Raw genomic sequence first — 14,580 nt, 5'->3', positions numbered from 1 at the left:
GACATTGGGCGCGGAACATGGCGGTAGGGATCTTCGACAGCGGGCTGGGTGGCCTGACGGTGTGGGATGCGTTGAGCAAGCGTCTCCCCGAGGTGCCGTTTGTCTATCTCGGCGATAACGCGCACACGCCCTACGGGGTACGCGACGCCGATGACATCTATGATCTGACCACGACCAATGTCGCGCGGTTGTTCGATGCTGGCTGCGATCTGGTGATTCTCGCCTGCAACACCGCCTCTGCCGCCGCCCTGCGCCGCATGCAGGAGGCCTGGGTGCCCGAGGGCAAGCGGGTGCTGGGCGTCTTCGTGCCGCTGATCGAGGCGCTGACCGAACGGGAGTGGGGCGACAACTCTCCGCCGCGCGAGGTGGCCGTGAAGAACGTTGCGCTCTTCGCCACCCCCGCCACCGTGGCAAGCCGCGCCTTTCAGCGCGAACTGGCGTTTCGCGCCATCGGTGTCGATGTCGAGGCGCAGGCCTGTGGCGGTGTCGTGGATGCCATCGAAGAGGGTGACATGATCCTCGCCGAGGCGCTGGTGCGCTCCCATGTGGACGCGCTCAGACGCAAGATGCCGCACCCGGAGGCTGCCGTTCTGGGCTGCACGCATTACCCGCTGGTCGAGGAGGTGTTCCGCGATGCTTTGGGCCCCGACGTGGCGGTCTATTCGCAGCCCACGCTGGTTGCGGCGAGCCTGAGCGATTACCTCGGCCGCCACCCCGACAAGATCGGGCCGGGCACCGAGTCGATGTTCCTGACCACGGGCGACCCCAAGCGGGTGTCGTCCCGCGCGACGCAGTTCCTGCGACGAGAGATCGGCTTTCGTCCCGTCTGAGCGTGCGTTGCACTGTGCCGTGATACGCACTATCCCCTGTTTGAATTTCGCTATGAGAGGTCACCATGACCCATAAAATCGCCATCCTGGGCGCGTCCGGCTATACCGGCGCCGAACTTGTCCGGCTGATCGCCACCCATCCAGACCTTGGGATCGCGGCGCTTGCTGCCAATTCCAAGGCGGGGCAGGGGATGGGGCAGGTGTTTCCGCATCTGCGCCATCTCGATCTGCCCGATCTGGTGACGATCGACGAGATCGACTTTGCAGGTATCGACCTGTGTTTTTGTGCCTTGCCGCACAAGACCAGCCAGGAGGTGATCGCCGCCCTGCCGCGCGATCTGAAAATCGTCGACCTCTCCGCCGATTTCCGGCTGCGTGATCCGGCGGATTATGAAAAGTGGTATGGCAATCCCCATGCCGCACCCGAGTTGCAGAAGGAGGCGGTCTACGGGTTGACCGAGTTCTACCGCGACGAGATTGCGGGCGCGCGGCTGGTGGCGGGCACGGGCTGCAACGCGGCGACCGGGCAGTATATCCTGCGGCCCTTGATCAGCGCCGGGGTGATCGATCTGGACGAGATCATCCTTGATCTGAAATGCGCGGTCTCGGGCGCGGGCCGCAGCCTCAAGGAAAACCTGCTGCATGCGGAATTGTCCGAGGGCTATCACGCCTATGCCCTGGGCAGCACCCACCGGCATCTCGGCGAGTTCGATCAGGAGTTCTCGAAGATCGCCGGGCGGCCCGTGGAGATCCAGTTCACGCCCCATCTGATCCCCGCCAATCGCGGCATTCTGGCGACGGCTTATCTGCGCGGCGCGGCACAGGCAGTGCACGACACGCTGAAAGCGGCCTATGCCGCTGAGCCGTTCATCGAGGTCTTGCCGATGGGCGAGGCCCCGAGCACGCGCCACATCCGGGGCAGCAATTTCTGTCATATCGGTGTGGTCGCCGACCGGCAGGCTGGGCGTTGCTCCGTCATCGCGGCGCTTGATAACCTGACAAAAGGTAGCAGCGGGCAGGCGTTGCAAAACGCCAATCTGATGTTATCTCTGGACGAGACGTCGGGCCTCATGCTGGCCCCGGTCTTTCCGTAAAAAAGGACGAGGCTCATGAAATCGCTGAAGAAGAAGCGCCGCGTGCAGGTCATCGCGATTGCCGCCGTGGCGCTGGTGATGGCCACCGCGCTGATCGGCTACGGGATGCGCGACGGGATCAACTTCTTTCGCTCACCGACACAGGTAATGGCCGAACCGCCAAGCGAGACCGAGATTTTCCGCATCGGCGGGCTGGTCGAGGAAGGCAGCCTCAAGCGCGGTCAGGGCGAGGTCATCCATTTCAACGTGACCGATGGCGGGGCCGTGGTGCCGGTGACCTACAAGGGTGTTCTGCCCGATCTTTTCGAGGAAAATCAGGGCATGGTCGGCACCGGCAGCTATCGCGACGGGGTCTTTGAGGCCAGTGAAATCCTTGCCAAGCATGACGAGGACTACATGCCCAAGGAAGTGGTGGACGCACTCAAGGAGCAGGGTGTCTACAAGGAGGCGGATGGCAGCTAGGGGTTCTGCTGTCCGGATTCGAGTATTTTTACCAAGAAGAAACCATGGCCGGTAATATAAGAGCGCGCGCTGGTTCAGGCGCGCGTTAATCTTTATGATCCCATCCTCGCATCCATGTTGCACAGGCAAGATGGGGCAGGCAGATGCGAGATGTCGAACAGATAGCCGAAGAGATTGTCGCGCGCGAGGGTGGGTTCGTGAACGATCCGGACGATCCCGGCAGGGCCACGAATTTCGGGGTGACGATCCACACGATGCGGCGGCTGGGGCTCGATCTCGACCGTGACGGCGATGTCGATGTGGGCGATGTGCGGGCGCTGAGCCGGGGGCAGGCGGTGGCGATCTTCATCGACCACTACTATCGCCGTCCCGGTATCGCGGGCCTGCCCGTGCCGCTACGCGCCAGCGTATTCGACATGTATGTCAATGCCGGGGCCAACGCGGTGAAAATTTTGCAACGCCTCTTGCGCGAGATGGGCGAGGCGGTGGATGTGGACGGGGTGATCGGTCCGCAGACGCAGGCGGCGGCGGTGCGCGCAGCACAGGTCGCGCCCGATCATATCGGTGATGCCTACGGGATCGCGCGGCGGAATTATTATTTTTCTTTGGCCGATGCTCGCCCGACAAGCCGCAAGTTCGCGCGGACGCGCGCTGGTGGCAAGGGCGGCTGGATCAGGCGCGCTGAAGAGTTCATCGCGCCGCGCTTTCACCTGAGCGATCAGGCCTTTCAGGAAAGGGTCGCGGCATGGTGATCGACATTCTGCGGGCGCTCTTCGGCGCCGGTGGCAACGTGGTGCGCGAGACTGCGGAGGTGTTTCGCGTCAATGCCGAGGCCGCAGATCAGCGCCGGGTCGAGACACAGCGCGCCGCGCTCGATCAGATGGCGGCGGAGTTCGGGGCTGCGGGGCGCAGCACCTTCGACCGGATCATCGACGGGCTTAACCGCATCCCGCGCCCGACCATGGCGCTTGGCACGCTGGCGCTGTTCATCGCGGCGATGGTCGATCCCCTGTGGTTCGGTGAGCGGATGGCGGGGCTGGCGCTGGTGCCCGATCCGCTCTGGTGGCTGTTGGGCGCGATCGTCAGTTTCTATTTCGGCGCGCGGTATCAGGTGAAGGGGCAGGAATTTCAGCGCTCCATCGCCGCCACGCTGGCGCGCGCGCCGCAGGTGGTCGAAAGCGTGGCGCAACTGCGTGCCTTGCGCGCCGACAGTCCCGGCGCGGCCGATCCCGGCCCCGATGCCGACACCGCGCTGCGCGTGCTCACCCCCTCAGGCAACCCGGCGCTGGAGGAATGGCGCGCGAAGGCCTGAGCTCGCCCGCGACAATGTGAACCACGCCCCACGCCGATTGCGATTGGCGTGGGGCCGCGCCTGCGTTATCTTTGACGCATGATTACAGAACTCGGTCACTTCGCCCTTATCCTGGCCTTCCTCGTCGCCTGCGCGCAGGCGGTCATTCCGCTTGTTGGCGCGCATAAACGCTGGCCCGGCTGGATGGCCTTTGCGGAGCCTGCCGCGACGATTCAGTTCCTGCTGACGGCTGCGTCTTTCGCGGCCCTCACATGGGCCTTTGTCACCTCGGATTTCTCGCTGAAGCTGGTCACCCTCAACAGCCATACCGACAAGCCGATGCTCTACAAGATCACCGGCGTATGGGGCAATCACGAGGGCTCGATGCTGCTCTGGGTGCTGATCGTCACGCTCTTTGGTGGGGCGGTGGCATGGTTCGGTGCGAACCTGCCGCCCTCGCTCAAGTCGCGGGTGCTGAGCGTTCAGGCGATGATCGGGGCGGCGTTCTTTGCCTTCATCCTGCTCACCTCGAACCCGTTTCTTCGGATGGGGACACCGCCCTTCAACGGGCAGGATCTCAATCCGCTGCTGCAAGATCCGGGCCTCGCCTTTCACCCGCCGTTTCTCTATCTCGGATATGTCGGTCTTTCGATGACCTTCTCCTTTGCTGTGGCGGCGCTGATCGAGGGACGTGTCGATGCGGCCTGGGGCCGGTGGGTGCGGCCCTATACGCTGGCGGCGTGGATTTTCCTGACCATCGGCATCGGCCTCGGCTCGTGGTGGGCCTATTACGAGCTTGGTTGGGGCGGCTTCTGGTTCTGGGACCCGGTCGAAAACGCCAGCTTCATGCCATGGCTCATCGCCGCCGCCCTGCTGCATTCGGCCATCGTGGTGGAAAAGCGCGAAAGCCTGAAAAGCTGGACCATTCTGCTGGCGATCATCGCTTTCGGCTTCTCCATGGTCGGTGCCTTCATCACACGCTCCGGCGTGTTGACCAGCGTCCATGCCTTCGCCACTGACCCCGAGCGCGGCGTGTTTCTGCTGGGCATCACCGCTGCCTTCATGATGGGGGCGCTGACGCTCTTTGCCGCGCGCGCCAATGTGATGCAGGCGCGGGGCGTGTTCAGCATGGTCAGCCGGGAATCGGTGCTCGTGCTCAACAATATCCTGCTGGCGGTGGCCTGTTTCGTGGTCTTCATCGGCACGATGTGGCCGCTCATCGCCGAGATGGCGTTTGACCGCAAACTCTCGGTCGGCGCGCCGTTCTTCAACGCCGCCTTCACCCCCTTCATGGTGCTGCTCGGCCTTGTCCTGCCGGTCGGTGCAATGCTGGCATGGAAACGCGCAACGGTGGGCCGTGTGGTGCGACAGTTGATCCCCGCCTTTGCCCTTGCCGTCGCCATTGGGGCGCTCGCATGGGCGATGCAATCCGGGCGTTCGGCGCTCGGACCTATGGGCCTGTTCCTGGGCGCTTGGCTGGTGGCGGGCGCGATGGTCGATATCTGGTCGCGCACCGGGCGCGGAACCGGGCGACTGGCCCGCCTCACCCGCCTGCCGCGCGCCGACTGGGGCAAGGCGGTCGCGCATGGCGGGCTGGGTGTGACCATGGCCGGCATCGCCGCGATGATGGCCTGGGAGGCCGAGGATATCCGCGTGCTCCAAGTCGGCGAGGATCTGGAAATCGCGGGCTACGGGCTGCGCCTCGACGAGGTGCATCAGGAGCAGGGGCCGAATTACATGGCGACCAAGGCCACCTTCACGCTCAGCCAGAATGGCCGCGAGATCGCCGAGATGCACCCCGAAAAGCGCGTCTATCCGGTGGCGCAGATGCCCACCACCGAGGCGGCGCTCGATAACGGGTTCCTGCGTGACATCTACGTGGTGATCGGTGACCCGCAGGAGGGCGGCGGCTGGGCGGTGCGCAGCTATTACAAGCCGCTGGCCAACTGGATCTGGGGCGGCTCGATTCTGATGGCGCTTGGCGGGTTCCTGTCACTCAGCGACCGGCGCTACCGCGTGGCCGCAGGCGCACGCAAACTGCCGCAAGGGGTGCCCGCGGAATGAAACGCCTGATCCTCGCGCTCTGCGTCATCGCCGCGCCGGTCTTTGCGGTGCAGCCTGATGAAATCCTCGATGACCCCGCATTGGAAGAGCGCGCGCGCGACATCTCTGCGGGCCTGCGATGCCTCGTGTGCCGCAACGAGAGTATCGACGACTCCAACGCCGAACTCGCCCGTGACCTGCGCCTTCTGGTGCGCGAGCGGCTGGTGGCGGGCGACAGCAACGAAGAGGTCGTGGACTTTGTCGTCGATCGCTACGGCGAATATGTGCTGCTCAAGCCGCGTAGCGGTGGCTCCAACCTGCTGTTGTGGATGGCTGGGCCGATTATGCTCGGTGCGGGGCTGGTGATGGCAGGCATCTATCTGCGCGGCCGCGCGCGAACACCCGAGCGCGAGGTCGCCCGTCTGAGCGAGGCCGAAGAACGCCGCCTGCGCGAGATTCTCGACGACTGACGCGCCGTTGCCCTTGGCCCGGGGGCAACGATAGGGTTTGATCCCCAAGACCATGTCAGGAGGGCCGAATCCCGTGAAAGATTACCAGACCATCACGCTTGAGATCATCGAGGGCGTCGCCGTGCTCTGCCTCGACCGGGCCGACAAGATGAACGCGCTCAACACGCAGATGCGCGCCGAGATCACCGATGCGATGACCCATGCCGGGCGCGAGGCGCGCGTCGTGGTGCTGACCGGCAAGGGCAAGGCATTCTGCTCCGGTCAGGATCTCAGCGACGGCGGCAATGCCGCGACCCTCGATCTGGAGCGGGTTCTGCGCGAGGAATACGTGCCGATGCTGCGCGCCATCACCGACTGCCCGGTGCCGACGATCAGCGCGGTTAACGGGCCTGCGGCGGGGGCAGGGGCCAATCTGGCGCTCTCGGCGGATGTGGTGATCGCGACCGAGGCGTCCTATTTCCTGCAGGCCTTCACCCGGATCGGGCTGATACCTGACGCGGGCGGCACATGGGCGCTGCCGCGTCAGATGGGCATGGCCAAGGCGATGGGTGCCGCCCTCTTTGCCGAGCCGATCAGCGCCCGGCAGGCCAGCGATTGGGGGATGATCTGGGAATGCGTCAGCGATGAGGGCTTTGAGGCACACTGGCAGGCGCGCGCCGCCCATCTGGCCAAGGGCCCGACGCAGACCTACAAGGCCGTCAAGCAGGCGATCCGGGGCACTTGGGACAACACGCTGGAACAACAGCTCGATCTCGAGGCCAAGCTGCAAGGCGCCTGCGGTCAGAGCCGCGACTTTCTGGAGGGCGTGATGGCCTTCCTCGAAAAGCGACCGGCCCGGTTCGAAGGGCGCTGAATGGCGTTTCAAAGGGCAGCCGGGTGATCGCAAGTCACCCATCCAGCCCCCAGTATCAGCTTGCCACCGCCAGCGCCGGGCGCTCGACGAGGATGACATCATCCAGCGTCATTGTTGTCCCCGCGCCATTGACCAACGCAACCGTCGCGCCATCCACGCTTACCACCGCATTACCGTCTGCATCCGGGGCAACCGTCACGGTGGGCGCGGGCCCGCCGGTCGCGGTGTAGTTATACGCGACCAGTTCCACCTCGGGATCGAAATCGGTGATCGTCGCCACCTCGCCCGGGGCAGACCAATCGCCGATCACGAAGCTGTCGGTGCCCAGACCGCCGGTGCCCACATCGATTCCGCCCATCAGCAGGATGTCGTCACCGCTGCCCCCAAGCAGCGTGTCACTGCCATGTGCATCGCTGCCCGGTGCCGGGGTGGCGATGCCAGGGGCCGTCAGCGGATCGGTCACACCGCTCAGGTCGATTGCAGCAAGCTCCGCCGCAGTCTGGCTGTTCAGCCCGACATCCATGCCAAACAGAACGTCATTCCCGGAATTACCCTGGATCAGGTCGCTGCCAAGCCCGCCCAGGACGACATCATTTTCGGTGCCGCCCCAGAGCACGTCGCTGGCATTGCCGCCAAGGATGACATCATCGCCTTCCCGGCCAAACACTTCGTCCCGGCCACCCTGAGCCGAGATCACATCATTGCCCTCGCGCCCGTTGATCTGATCACCGACATTCGTGCCGTCGATCGGATCGGCCCCATCGGTGCCCTCAATGACATTCAACTCATCGCCCAGCAACGAACCCGGCCCGCCCGCACTGTCGTCGCCACCGCTGCGTGGCAACAATTGCACATCGGCTGCGGTCAGCGTTGCCCCGGCACCTTCGACCAGCGCGACCGGCTCTCCGTCCAAGCTCACCACCGCGTTTCCGTCCGCATCCGGCGCGACGGTCACCTCCGGGGTGACGCCGCCCGCATCGGTATAGACAAAGCTCAGCGCCTCGGTCGCGGCGTCGAAGTCGGTGATCGTCGCGATCGTGCCAGCGTCGATCCAGTCCCCCAGGACAAAGCTGTCAACGCCAAGGCCTCCCGTCGCGGTATCGCCGCCCCCTGCGAACAGGTCGTCATCGCCACTGCCACCGAGAAGCGTATCTTCTCCATGCTGATCGTCGCCCGCCCCCGGAAGCGCGGCACTGCTGCCATCGGTGTCCGCAAGAGCAAGGTCAGCCGCGCCTTGACTGTTGAGGTCGATATCGACGCCGAAGATCACGTCATTCCCCGCATTGCCCTGAACAAGGTCATTGCCCGCACCGCCGATTACGGTGTCGTCACCGGCACCGCCCCAGAGCACGTCCGAGGAATTGCCCCCCAGCAGAATGTCGTTACCGTCCTGCGCGAACACTTCGTCGCGCCCGCCGGAGGCCGAGATGGTGTCATCACCTTCGTGCCCGGTGATCTGATCGCCCACAAGAGACCCGTCGATGCTGTCGGCCCCGTCGGTCCCGTCGATCACGTTGAGGTCATCCCCCAGAAGATCGTCATCGCCCGGCGCATCGTCGCCTCCGCCCAGCAGATCGTCGCCGGTCATACCGTCATCGCCGCTTTCAACGACGGTATCGTCGTTGTCGTCATCATCAAGCTCGTCGAACACGAAAGCCGCAAGCCCGGCACTTGCCAAAAGCCCAAGAAACAAGAATGCACCCATTTGAAATACCCCCCAGATACTGGCACAACGCGGTGACGGACGTGGCAGACGACCGTCACTTGCATTAACTTTTATGGGTATTCCAATGATATGCAACTGTGAAAAAAGGCGAATTTTGTCTCGAATGCACATCCTCCGAGACAACCGGCAGATTACCCAAGGACTGTCTCTGGATCGGCGACAATCAGACAGGTTGCTGCAGCTAAGAAAAAACCCGGCCAGTGGCCGGGTTCCGTTTCAACGCAGTCAGCGCTTCTCGATATCGACGTAATCGCGCAACGTCTCGCCCTGATAGAGCTGCCGGGGACGGCCAATCTTCATCTGCGGATCGCTGATCATCTCTTTCCACTGTGAAATCCAGCCGATCGTTCGCGAGACGGCGAAAACCGGGGTGAACATCGAGGTCGGAAAGCCCATCGCCTCGAGGATAATCCCCGAATAGAAATCCACGTTCGGGAACAGTTTCTTGTCCGAGAAATACGGATCGGCCAGCGCCTGCTTCTCCAACTCCTTGGCGACCTGCAGCGTCGGGTTGTTCTCGACCCCCAGCAATTCCAGCACCTCGTCGGCGGATTGCTTCATCACCTTGGCGCGCGGATCGAAATTCTTGTAGACCCGGTGACCAAAGCCCATCAGGCGGAACGGATCGTTCTTGTCCTTGGCCCGCGCGATGAATTCGGGGATGCGGTCGGGCGTGCCGATCTCGCGCAGCATTTCGAGGCACGCCTGGTTGGCCCCGCCATGCGCAGGACCCCAGAGGCAGGCGATGCCCGCCGCGATACAGGCGAACGGGTTGGCCCCCGACGACGACGCCAGACGCACGGTCGAGGTCGAGGCGTTCTGTTCGTGATCCGCATGAAGCGTGAAAATCCGGTCCATTGCGCGGCTCAGGATCGGGTTGACCTCGTAATCCTCGGCGGGCACGGCAAAGCACATGCGCAGGAAGTTCGAAGCGTAATCAAGATCGTTGCGCGGATAGACGAAGGGCTGCCCGATCGAATACTTATAGGCCCAGGCGGCAATCGTCGGCATCTTGGCAATCAGCCGGATCGAGGCCACTTCGCGCTGCCACTCGTCGCTGATATCGGTGCTGTCGTGATAAAACGCCGACATCGCGCCAACCACACCGACCATGATCGCCATCGGATGCGCGTCGCGGCGGAAGCCACGGAAGAAATACACCATCTGCTCGTGCAGCATGGTGTGGTTGGTCACGCGGCACTCGAAATCCTCCAACTCGGCAGGCGAGGGCAACTCGCCATAAAGCAGCAGGTAGCATACTTCGAGGAAATGCGATTTCTCGGCCAGTTGGTCGATCGGATAACCGCGATGCAGCAACTCGCCCTTGTCACCGTCGATGAAGGTGATGGTGCTGTCGCAGCTTGCCGTCGAGGTGAATCCGGGGTCGTAGGTAAACACACCCGCCGTACCATAGAGCTTGCGGATGTCCACGACATCAGGGCCCGCCGTGGGCGAAAAGATCGGCAGATCATAGGTCTTGCCGTCGATCTCCAGCTTTGCGGCTCTCTTGCTTTCTGACATCAGGGGTCCTCCCTCTCAACGCCCGCATGGCCATAGCGCCCCGGGCTGGATAAACGTAAACCCGGGCAGGGCGTCAGGCCCCGCCGCGGGCGGCGTCGGTCAGTCGGGCGATGCTTTCATCACGCCCGAGAACCAGCATCATGTCGAACACACTCGGTGTTGCGCTGCGGCCTGCAAGCGCGGCCCGCAATGGACCGGCCAGCTTGCCGAATTTCATGCCGTGGGTTTCGGCGAATTGGGTCGCGAGAGCCTCGATCCCGTCCCGCGACCACGTAGCATTTTGCAGCTGCGGCGTCAATTCATTCAGTATACCACGGGATACATCATCCAGTTGTGCGGCCGCCTTCTCCTCCGGAACGATCGGGCGCTCGGAAAGGATAAAATCCGCCTTATCAAGTAGTTCGGGGAATGTCTTCGCACGTTCCTTGAGGCAATACATACCCCGTTCCATGACGGTCAACTTTGCGTCAGACAGCGACGCCTGACCGGTCACGGCAAGGAATCCCTGCAATTCATGCAGCAGTGCAGCATCGTCCATCGCCGCGATATGCTGCCCGCAGAGATTCTCCAGCTTCTTGAAATCCAGCCGCGCAGGCGATTTGCCAATGCCGGTGATGTCGAACCACTCCGTTGCCTGCGCGTCCGAGAAAAACTCGTCATCGCCATGGCTCCAGCCAAGCCGCGCCAGATAGTTGCGCATGCCCGCCGCCGGATAGCCCATCTTGTGGTATTCCTCGACGCCGAGCGCACCATGACGTTTCGACAGCTTCTTGCCGTCGGGTCCGTGGATCAGAGGGATGTGGGCATATACCGGCAGGGGCCAGCCCATGGCCTGATAGATCAGCATCTGCCGCGCCGCGTTGTTGAGGTGATCATCGCCCCGGATGACGTGGCTAACACCCATGTCGTGATCATCCACCGCAACTGCCAACATGTAGACCGGTGTGCCATCGCCGCGTAACAGCACCATGTCGTCCAACTGGTCGTTGCGGATGGTGATGTCGCCCTGCACCACGTCGCGGATCATAGTGACACCTTCGCGCGGGGCCTTGATGCGGATCACATAGGCGCTGTCGCCGGGGTGCTGGTCCGGCGTGGCCTCGCGCCACGGGCTGCGAAACAGGGTCGAGCGGCCCTCGGCGCGGGCGGTATCGCGAAAGGTCTCGATCTCGTCCTGCGTGGAAAAGCATTTATAGGCATGGCCCTCGGCCAGCAGCTGATGCGCGACCTCGCGGTGCCGCTCGGCACGCGCGAACTGGCTCACCGCCTCGTCGTCATGATCAAGCCCCAGCCACGCCAGCCCGTCGAGAATCGCCTGTGTGGCCTCGGGGGTCGATCGCGCCCGATCCGTATCCTCGATCCGCAATAGGAACTTGCCGCCCCGACCGCGCGCATAAAGCCAGTTGAACAGCGCCGTCCGCGCCCCGCCGATATGCAGGAAACCGGTGGGCGAGGGGGCAAAACGGGTCACGACTTGGCTTGCCATAGGGCGGATTAACCTTTCGGTAATGATACAACGGCTAGGATTTGACACTGTCTATCGGTCCGCCGGGAGGGACACAAGTGGCGCGCGTCTGGCATCTGATCGAACACGGATGGCTGTCACAGCGCGGATCGCTGTTCCCGTGGGTTCCGGTCTGGCTGGGCTGCGGCGTCGGCCTTTATTTCGCGCTGAGGGTGGAACCGCCTGCAGCGGTGCTCTGGGCCTGCGGCACCGGGGCTCTCCTGCTCGGGCTGGTGGCCCTGCGTGGGCGCGAATGGGCCGGGCCACTCCTGCTGGTTTGCGCGCTTGTGCTGGCGGGCGTGGCGATCGCAGGCGCGCGTGCGCATCTGATGGCCGGGCCCGTGCTCGGCTGGCGCTATTACGGCCCCGTGGAGGGGCGTATCGTGGTGATCGACCGTTCGGCCTCGGACGCGCCGCGCCTGACGCTCGACCGCGTGGTGCTTGAGCGTATGCACCCTGACAAGGTGCCCGACCGCGTGCGCGTCTCTCTCCATGGCGATCAGGGCTTCACCACGCCGCGCCCCGGATTGCGGGTGATGATGACCGCACATCTCGGCCCGCCGTCCGGCCCTGTCGAACCTGGCGGTTTCGACTTTCAGCGTCACGCCTGGTTCCTGGGGATCGGAGCGATCGGCTACACACGCACGCCCGTCCTGACCGTGGGCGAGGCGCAGGGCGCGCAGCTCCTCTTCCGCGCGCGCATGGCGCTCTCGGGTCATGTTCAGGAGCGGCTGCCGGGGCAGGTCGGGGCGTTTGCCGCTGCGATCATGACCGGCGACCGCGCGGGCCTGTCGCAGGACACGTTGCAGGCGATGCGCATCTCCAACCTCGCGCATCTTCTGGCGATATCGGGGCTGCATATGGGGCTCTTGGCCGGTTTCGTCTTCGCCGCCTGCCGCCTTGGCCTCGCCGCCCTGCCGGGGATCGGGCTGCGCTGGCCGATCAAGAAGATCGCGGCGGGCGTCGCGATCCTCGCGGGCGCGGGCTATCTCGGCCTATCGGGCGGCAATGTCGCAACCGAGCGCGCCTTTGTCATGGTGGCGGTGATGCTTGTGGCGGTGATGCTCGACCGGCGTGCGCTCAGCCTGCGCGCGGTGGCGGTGGCGGCGGTGATCGTGCTCTGCCTGCAACCCGAGGCGCTGCTTGGCCCGGGCTTCCAGATGTCCTTCGCCGCGACAGTGGCGCTGGTCGCGGTCTTTGGCTGGTTGCGCGATGCACAGGTGCCGCTCGGGCCACGCTGGCTGCGTCCGGTGCTGGCTGTGGTGATCTCCTCGGCGGTGGCGGGGGCGGCCACGGCACCCGTCGCGGCGGCGCATTTCAACCAGATTGCGCAGTACGGCCTACTTGCGAACCTCATGAGCGTGCCGTTGATGGGCGTTCTGGTGATGCCCGCTGCCGTGGTCGCGGCATTGCTTCTGCCCCTCGGCCTCGACTGGGCGCCGCTTTGGGTGATGGGGCAGGGACTCGACTGGATCCTCGGCGTGGCGACACGCGTGTCCTCTTGGGAGGGCGCGCGCGGCCTTGTCGTTTCCCCGGGCCCCGAGGTGCTGCCGCTCATCGCCTTTGGCGCGCTCGTTCTCGTGCTGTGGCAAGGGCGGGCGCGCCTCGTGGGGCTGGCACCAGCGATGCTGGGATTCTGGCTCTGGTCCGGCACCGACCGGCCCGCTGTTCTGGTCTCGGACAATGGCGTGCTTGTCGGCGTGCTGACGCCTGAGGGCCGCGCCCTCAGCAAACCGCGCGGCGGGGGCTTCGTCGCTCTCAACTGGCTGGAAAATGATGGCGATGCCGCAACCCAGGAGGACGCGCATCTGCGCTGGCCCGACCACTCCACCCTGCCTGTGCCCTTGCACGTGGTGATCGGCGCACGCGCGGCACGCGAAAGGGTCGATTGTGGTAGCGCCTCGCTCGTCGTCTTCAGCGCCGAGCCGGATATCCTGCCTGACACCGACGGATGCCAGAGCATCACGCCCAAGACCCTGAGGCAGACTGGATCGCTCGCCATCTTCGATGAGGCATCAGGATTGCGCGTCGTCACCGCGCGATCCGTGACCGGCAACCGCCTCTGGTCTGCTCAGTAAGTGCGGATAAGCCCCACAAGCCGACCCTGCACCTTGACCTGATCATCTGGGAACACGCGGGTCTCATAGGCCGGGTTCGCCGCTTCCAGTGCGATGGCGTTGCCCTTGCGGAAAAACCGCTTGAGCGTGGCCTCCTCATCCTCGATCAGCGCCACCACGATATCGCCGTTATCGGCGGTCCGTGTCTCGCGGATGATCACGACGTCACCGTCATTGATCCCCGCCTCGATCATCGAGTCGCCCTTGACCTCCAGCGCGTAATGCTCGCCCTTGCCTGAAATCATGCCGCCCGGCACTGACACGTTACGGCTGGCATGCGCGATCGCCTCGATCGGCACACCGGCGGCGATCCGCCCCATCAACGGCACCTCGATCGCCAATGTCGCCTCGACCGGTTGCGCGTTGGCGGGTTGCGCTGCGGTCGGACGATCCCCCTCGATGACCCGGGGGGTAAAGCCATGCGTCGCCTCGCCGCCAAGGCTCTGCGGCAGCTTGACGATTTCAAGAGCCCGGGCCCGGTGCGCCAGCCGCCGGATGAACCCTCGTTCCTCGAGCGCCGTGATCAGGCGGTGGATGCCTGATTTGGAGCGCAGATCAAGCGCCTCCTTCATCTCGTCAAAGCTGGGCGGCACGCCGTCGCGCTGCACGCGCTTGTGGATGAACTCAAGCAGATCAAGCTGTTTCTTGGTAAGCATCGGCCATGTTCCC

General features: G+C 64.2%; 13 protein-coding genes. 9 read left to right on the top strand and 4 right to left on the bottom strand.

The genetic code is table 11. From position 1 onward, the window contains the following. Nucleotides 1–17: 17 nt before the first annotated feature. The 8 genes from RID11_RS07685 (at nt 18) to RID11_RS07650 (ending at nt 7,043) form a co-directional block, all read left to right on the top strand. Nucleotides 18–830: a glutamate racemase gene (locus tag RID11_RS07685; RefSeq protein WP_350137223.1), complete on the top strand. Its 813-nt coding sequence runs from the start codon at nt 18–20 to the stop codon at nt 828–830. Nucleotides 831–895: 65 nt separating this feature from the next. Next, on the top strand, nt 896–1,924 hold the full coding sequence (gene argC / locus RID11_RS07680; protein ID WP_350137221.1) for an N-acetyl-gamma-glutamyl-phosphate reductase: 1,029 nt from the start codon (nt 896–898) through the stop codon (nt 1,922–1,924). Nucleotides 1,925–1,939: 15 nt separating this feature from the next. Then, entirely contained in the window at nt 1,940–2,386 is a 447-nt protein-coding gene (ccmE, locus tag RID11_RS07675; RefSeq protein WP_350137218.1) for a cytochrome c maturation protein CcmE, read from the top strand. 143 nt (nt 2,387–2,529) lie between these two features. Next, nucleotides 2,530–3,138: a holin-associated N-acetylmuramidase gene (locus RID11_RS07670; protein WP_350137215.1), complete on the top strand. Its 609-nt coding sequence runs from the start codon at nt 2,530–2,532 to the stop codon at nt 3,136–3,138. Beyond that, on the top strand, nt 3,132–3,698 hold the full coding sequence (locus RID11_RS07665; protein ID WP_350137212.1) for a holin family protein: 567 nt from the start codon (nt 3,132–3,134) through the stop codon (nt 3,696–3,698). The genes RID11_RS07670 and RID11_RS07665 overlap by 7 nt, the downstream gene beginning before the upstream one ends. A gap of 78 nt (nt 3,699–3,776) precedes the next feature. After that, nucleotides 3,777–5,741, top strand: coding sequence for a heme lyase CcmF/NrfE family subunit (locus RID11_RS07660; protein ID WP_350137211.1), 1,965 nt, complete (start codon nt 3,777–3,779; stop codon nt 5,739–5,741). After that, nucleotides 5,738–6,190, top strand: coding sequence for a cytochrome c-type biogenesis protein (locus tag RID11_RS07655; RefSeq protein WP_350137208.1), 453 nt, complete (start codon nt 5,738–5,740; stop codon nt 6,188–6,190). The genes RID11_RS07660 and RID11_RS07655 overlap by 4 nt, the downstream gene beginning before the upstream one ends. 73 nt (nt 6,191–6,263) lie before the next feature. Further along, the gene (locus RID11_RS07650) at nt 6,264–7,043 is read left to right on the top strand and encodes an enoyl-CoA hydratase-related protein (protein ID WP_350137206.1); all 780 of its coding nucleotides are present in this window, start codon (nt 6,264–6,266) and stop codon (nt 7,041–7,043) included. 55 nt (nt 7,044–7,098) lie between these two features. On the opposite strand, the gene RID11_RS07645 is transcribed toward RID11_RS07650, so the two are convergent. From RID11_RS07645 to gltX, 3 genes are all read right to left on the bottom strand, one after another. Continuing rightward, entirely contained in the window at nt 7,099–8,748 is a 1,650-nt protein-coding gene (locus RID11_RS07645; protein WP_350137204.1) for a calcium-binding protein, read from the bottom strand. A gap of 246 nt (nt 8,749–8,994) precedes the next feature. Continuing rightward, nucleotides 8,995–10,290: a citrate synthase gene (gene gltA, locus RID11_RS07640; RefSeq protein WP_350137201.1), complete on the bottom strand. Its 1,296-nt coding sequence runs from the start codon at nt 10,288–10,290 to the stop codon at nt 8,995–8,997. A gap of 73 nt (nt 10,291–10,363) precedes the next feature. Continuing rightward, on the bottom strand, nt 10,364–11,776 hold the full coding sequence (gene gltX / locus RID11_RS07635; protein WP_350137198.1) for a glutamate--tRNA ligase: 1,413 nt from the start codon (nt 11,774–11,776) through the stop codon (nt 10,364–10,366). A gap of 77 nt (nt 11,777–11,853) precedes the next feature. On the opposite strand from gltX, the gene RID11_RS07630 reads away from it, so the two are divergent. Beyond that, complete coding sequence (locus RID11_RS07630; RefSeq protein ID WP_350137196.1) at nt 11,854–13,872, top strand: ComEC/Rec2 family competence protein; 2,019 nt, start codon at nt 11,854–11,856, stop codon at nt 13,870–13,872. Here the strand turns inward: RID11_RS07630 and lexA are convergent. Beyond that, nucleotides 13,866–14,567, bottom strand: a complete 702-nt coding sequence (gene lexA / locus RID11_RS07625) for a transcriptional repressor LexA (RefSeq protein WP_350137194.1) — start codon at nt 14,565–14,567, stop codon at nt 13,866–13,868. The two genes, RID11_RS07630 and lexA, sit on opposite strands and share 7 nt — an antisense overlap. Nucleotides 14,568–14,580: the final 13 nt, after the last annotated feature.

The sequence above is a fragment of the Roseovarius sp. genome (genome assembly GCF_040219995.1).
In the GTDB taxonomy this organism is placed as follows: domain Bacteria; phylum Pseudomonadota; class Alphaproteobacteria; order Rhodobacterales; family Rhodobacteraceae; genus Roseovarius.
Note: the sequence above shows the minus strand (reverse complement) of the source record. Positions and strands in the feature narration are given on the sequence as shown.

What these genes read in the sequence shown, in the direction of transcription:
- RID11_RS07685 (WP_350137223.1), top strand. Translation starts at nt 18, where the DNA reads ATGGCGGTAGGGATCTTCGACAGCGGGCTGGGTGGCCTGACGGTGTGG.
- argC (WP_350137221.1), top strand. Translation starts at nt 896, where the DNA reads ATGACCCATAAAATCGCCATCCTGGGCGCGTCCGGCTATACCGGCGCC.
- ccmE (WP_350137218.1), top strand. Translation starts at nt 1,940, where the DNA reads ATGAAATCGCTGAAGAAGAAGCGCCGCGTGCAGGTCATCGCGATTGCC.
- RID11_RS07670 (WP_350137215.1), top strand. Translation starts at nt 2,530, where the DNA reads ATGCGAGATGTCGAACAGATAGCCGAAGAGATTGTCGCGCGCGAGGGT.
- RID11_RS07665 (WP_350137212.1), top strand. Translation starts at nt 3,132, where the DNA reads ATGGTGATCGACATTCTGCGGGCGCTCTTCGGCGCCGGTGGCAACGTG.
- RID11_RS07660 (WP_350137211.1), top strand. Translation starts at nt 3,777, where the DNA reads ATGATTACAGAACTCGGTCACTTCGCCCTTATCCTGGCCTTCCTCGTC.
- RID11_RS07655 (WP_350137208.1), top strand. Translation starts at nt 5,738, where the DNA reads ATGAAACGCCTGATCCTCGCGCTCTGCGTCATCGCCGCGCCGGTCTTT.
- RID11_RS07645 (WP_350137204.1), bottom strand. Translation starts at nt 8,748, where the DNA reads ATGGGTGCATTCTTGTTTCTTGGGCTTTTGGCAAGTGCCGGGCTTGCG.
- gltA (WP_350137201.1), bottom strand. Translation starts at nt 10,290, where the DNA reads ATGTCAGAAAGCAAGAGAGCCGCAAAGCTGGAGATCGACGGCAAGACC.
- gltX (WP_350137198.1), bottom strand. Translation starts at nt 11,776, where the DNA reads ATGGCAAGCCAAGTCGTGACCCGTTTTGCCCCCTCGCCCACCGGTTTC.
- lexA (WP_350137194.1), bottom strand. Translation starts at nt 14,567, where the DNA reads ATGCTTACCAAGAAACAGCTTGATCTGCTTGAGTTCATCCACAAGCGC.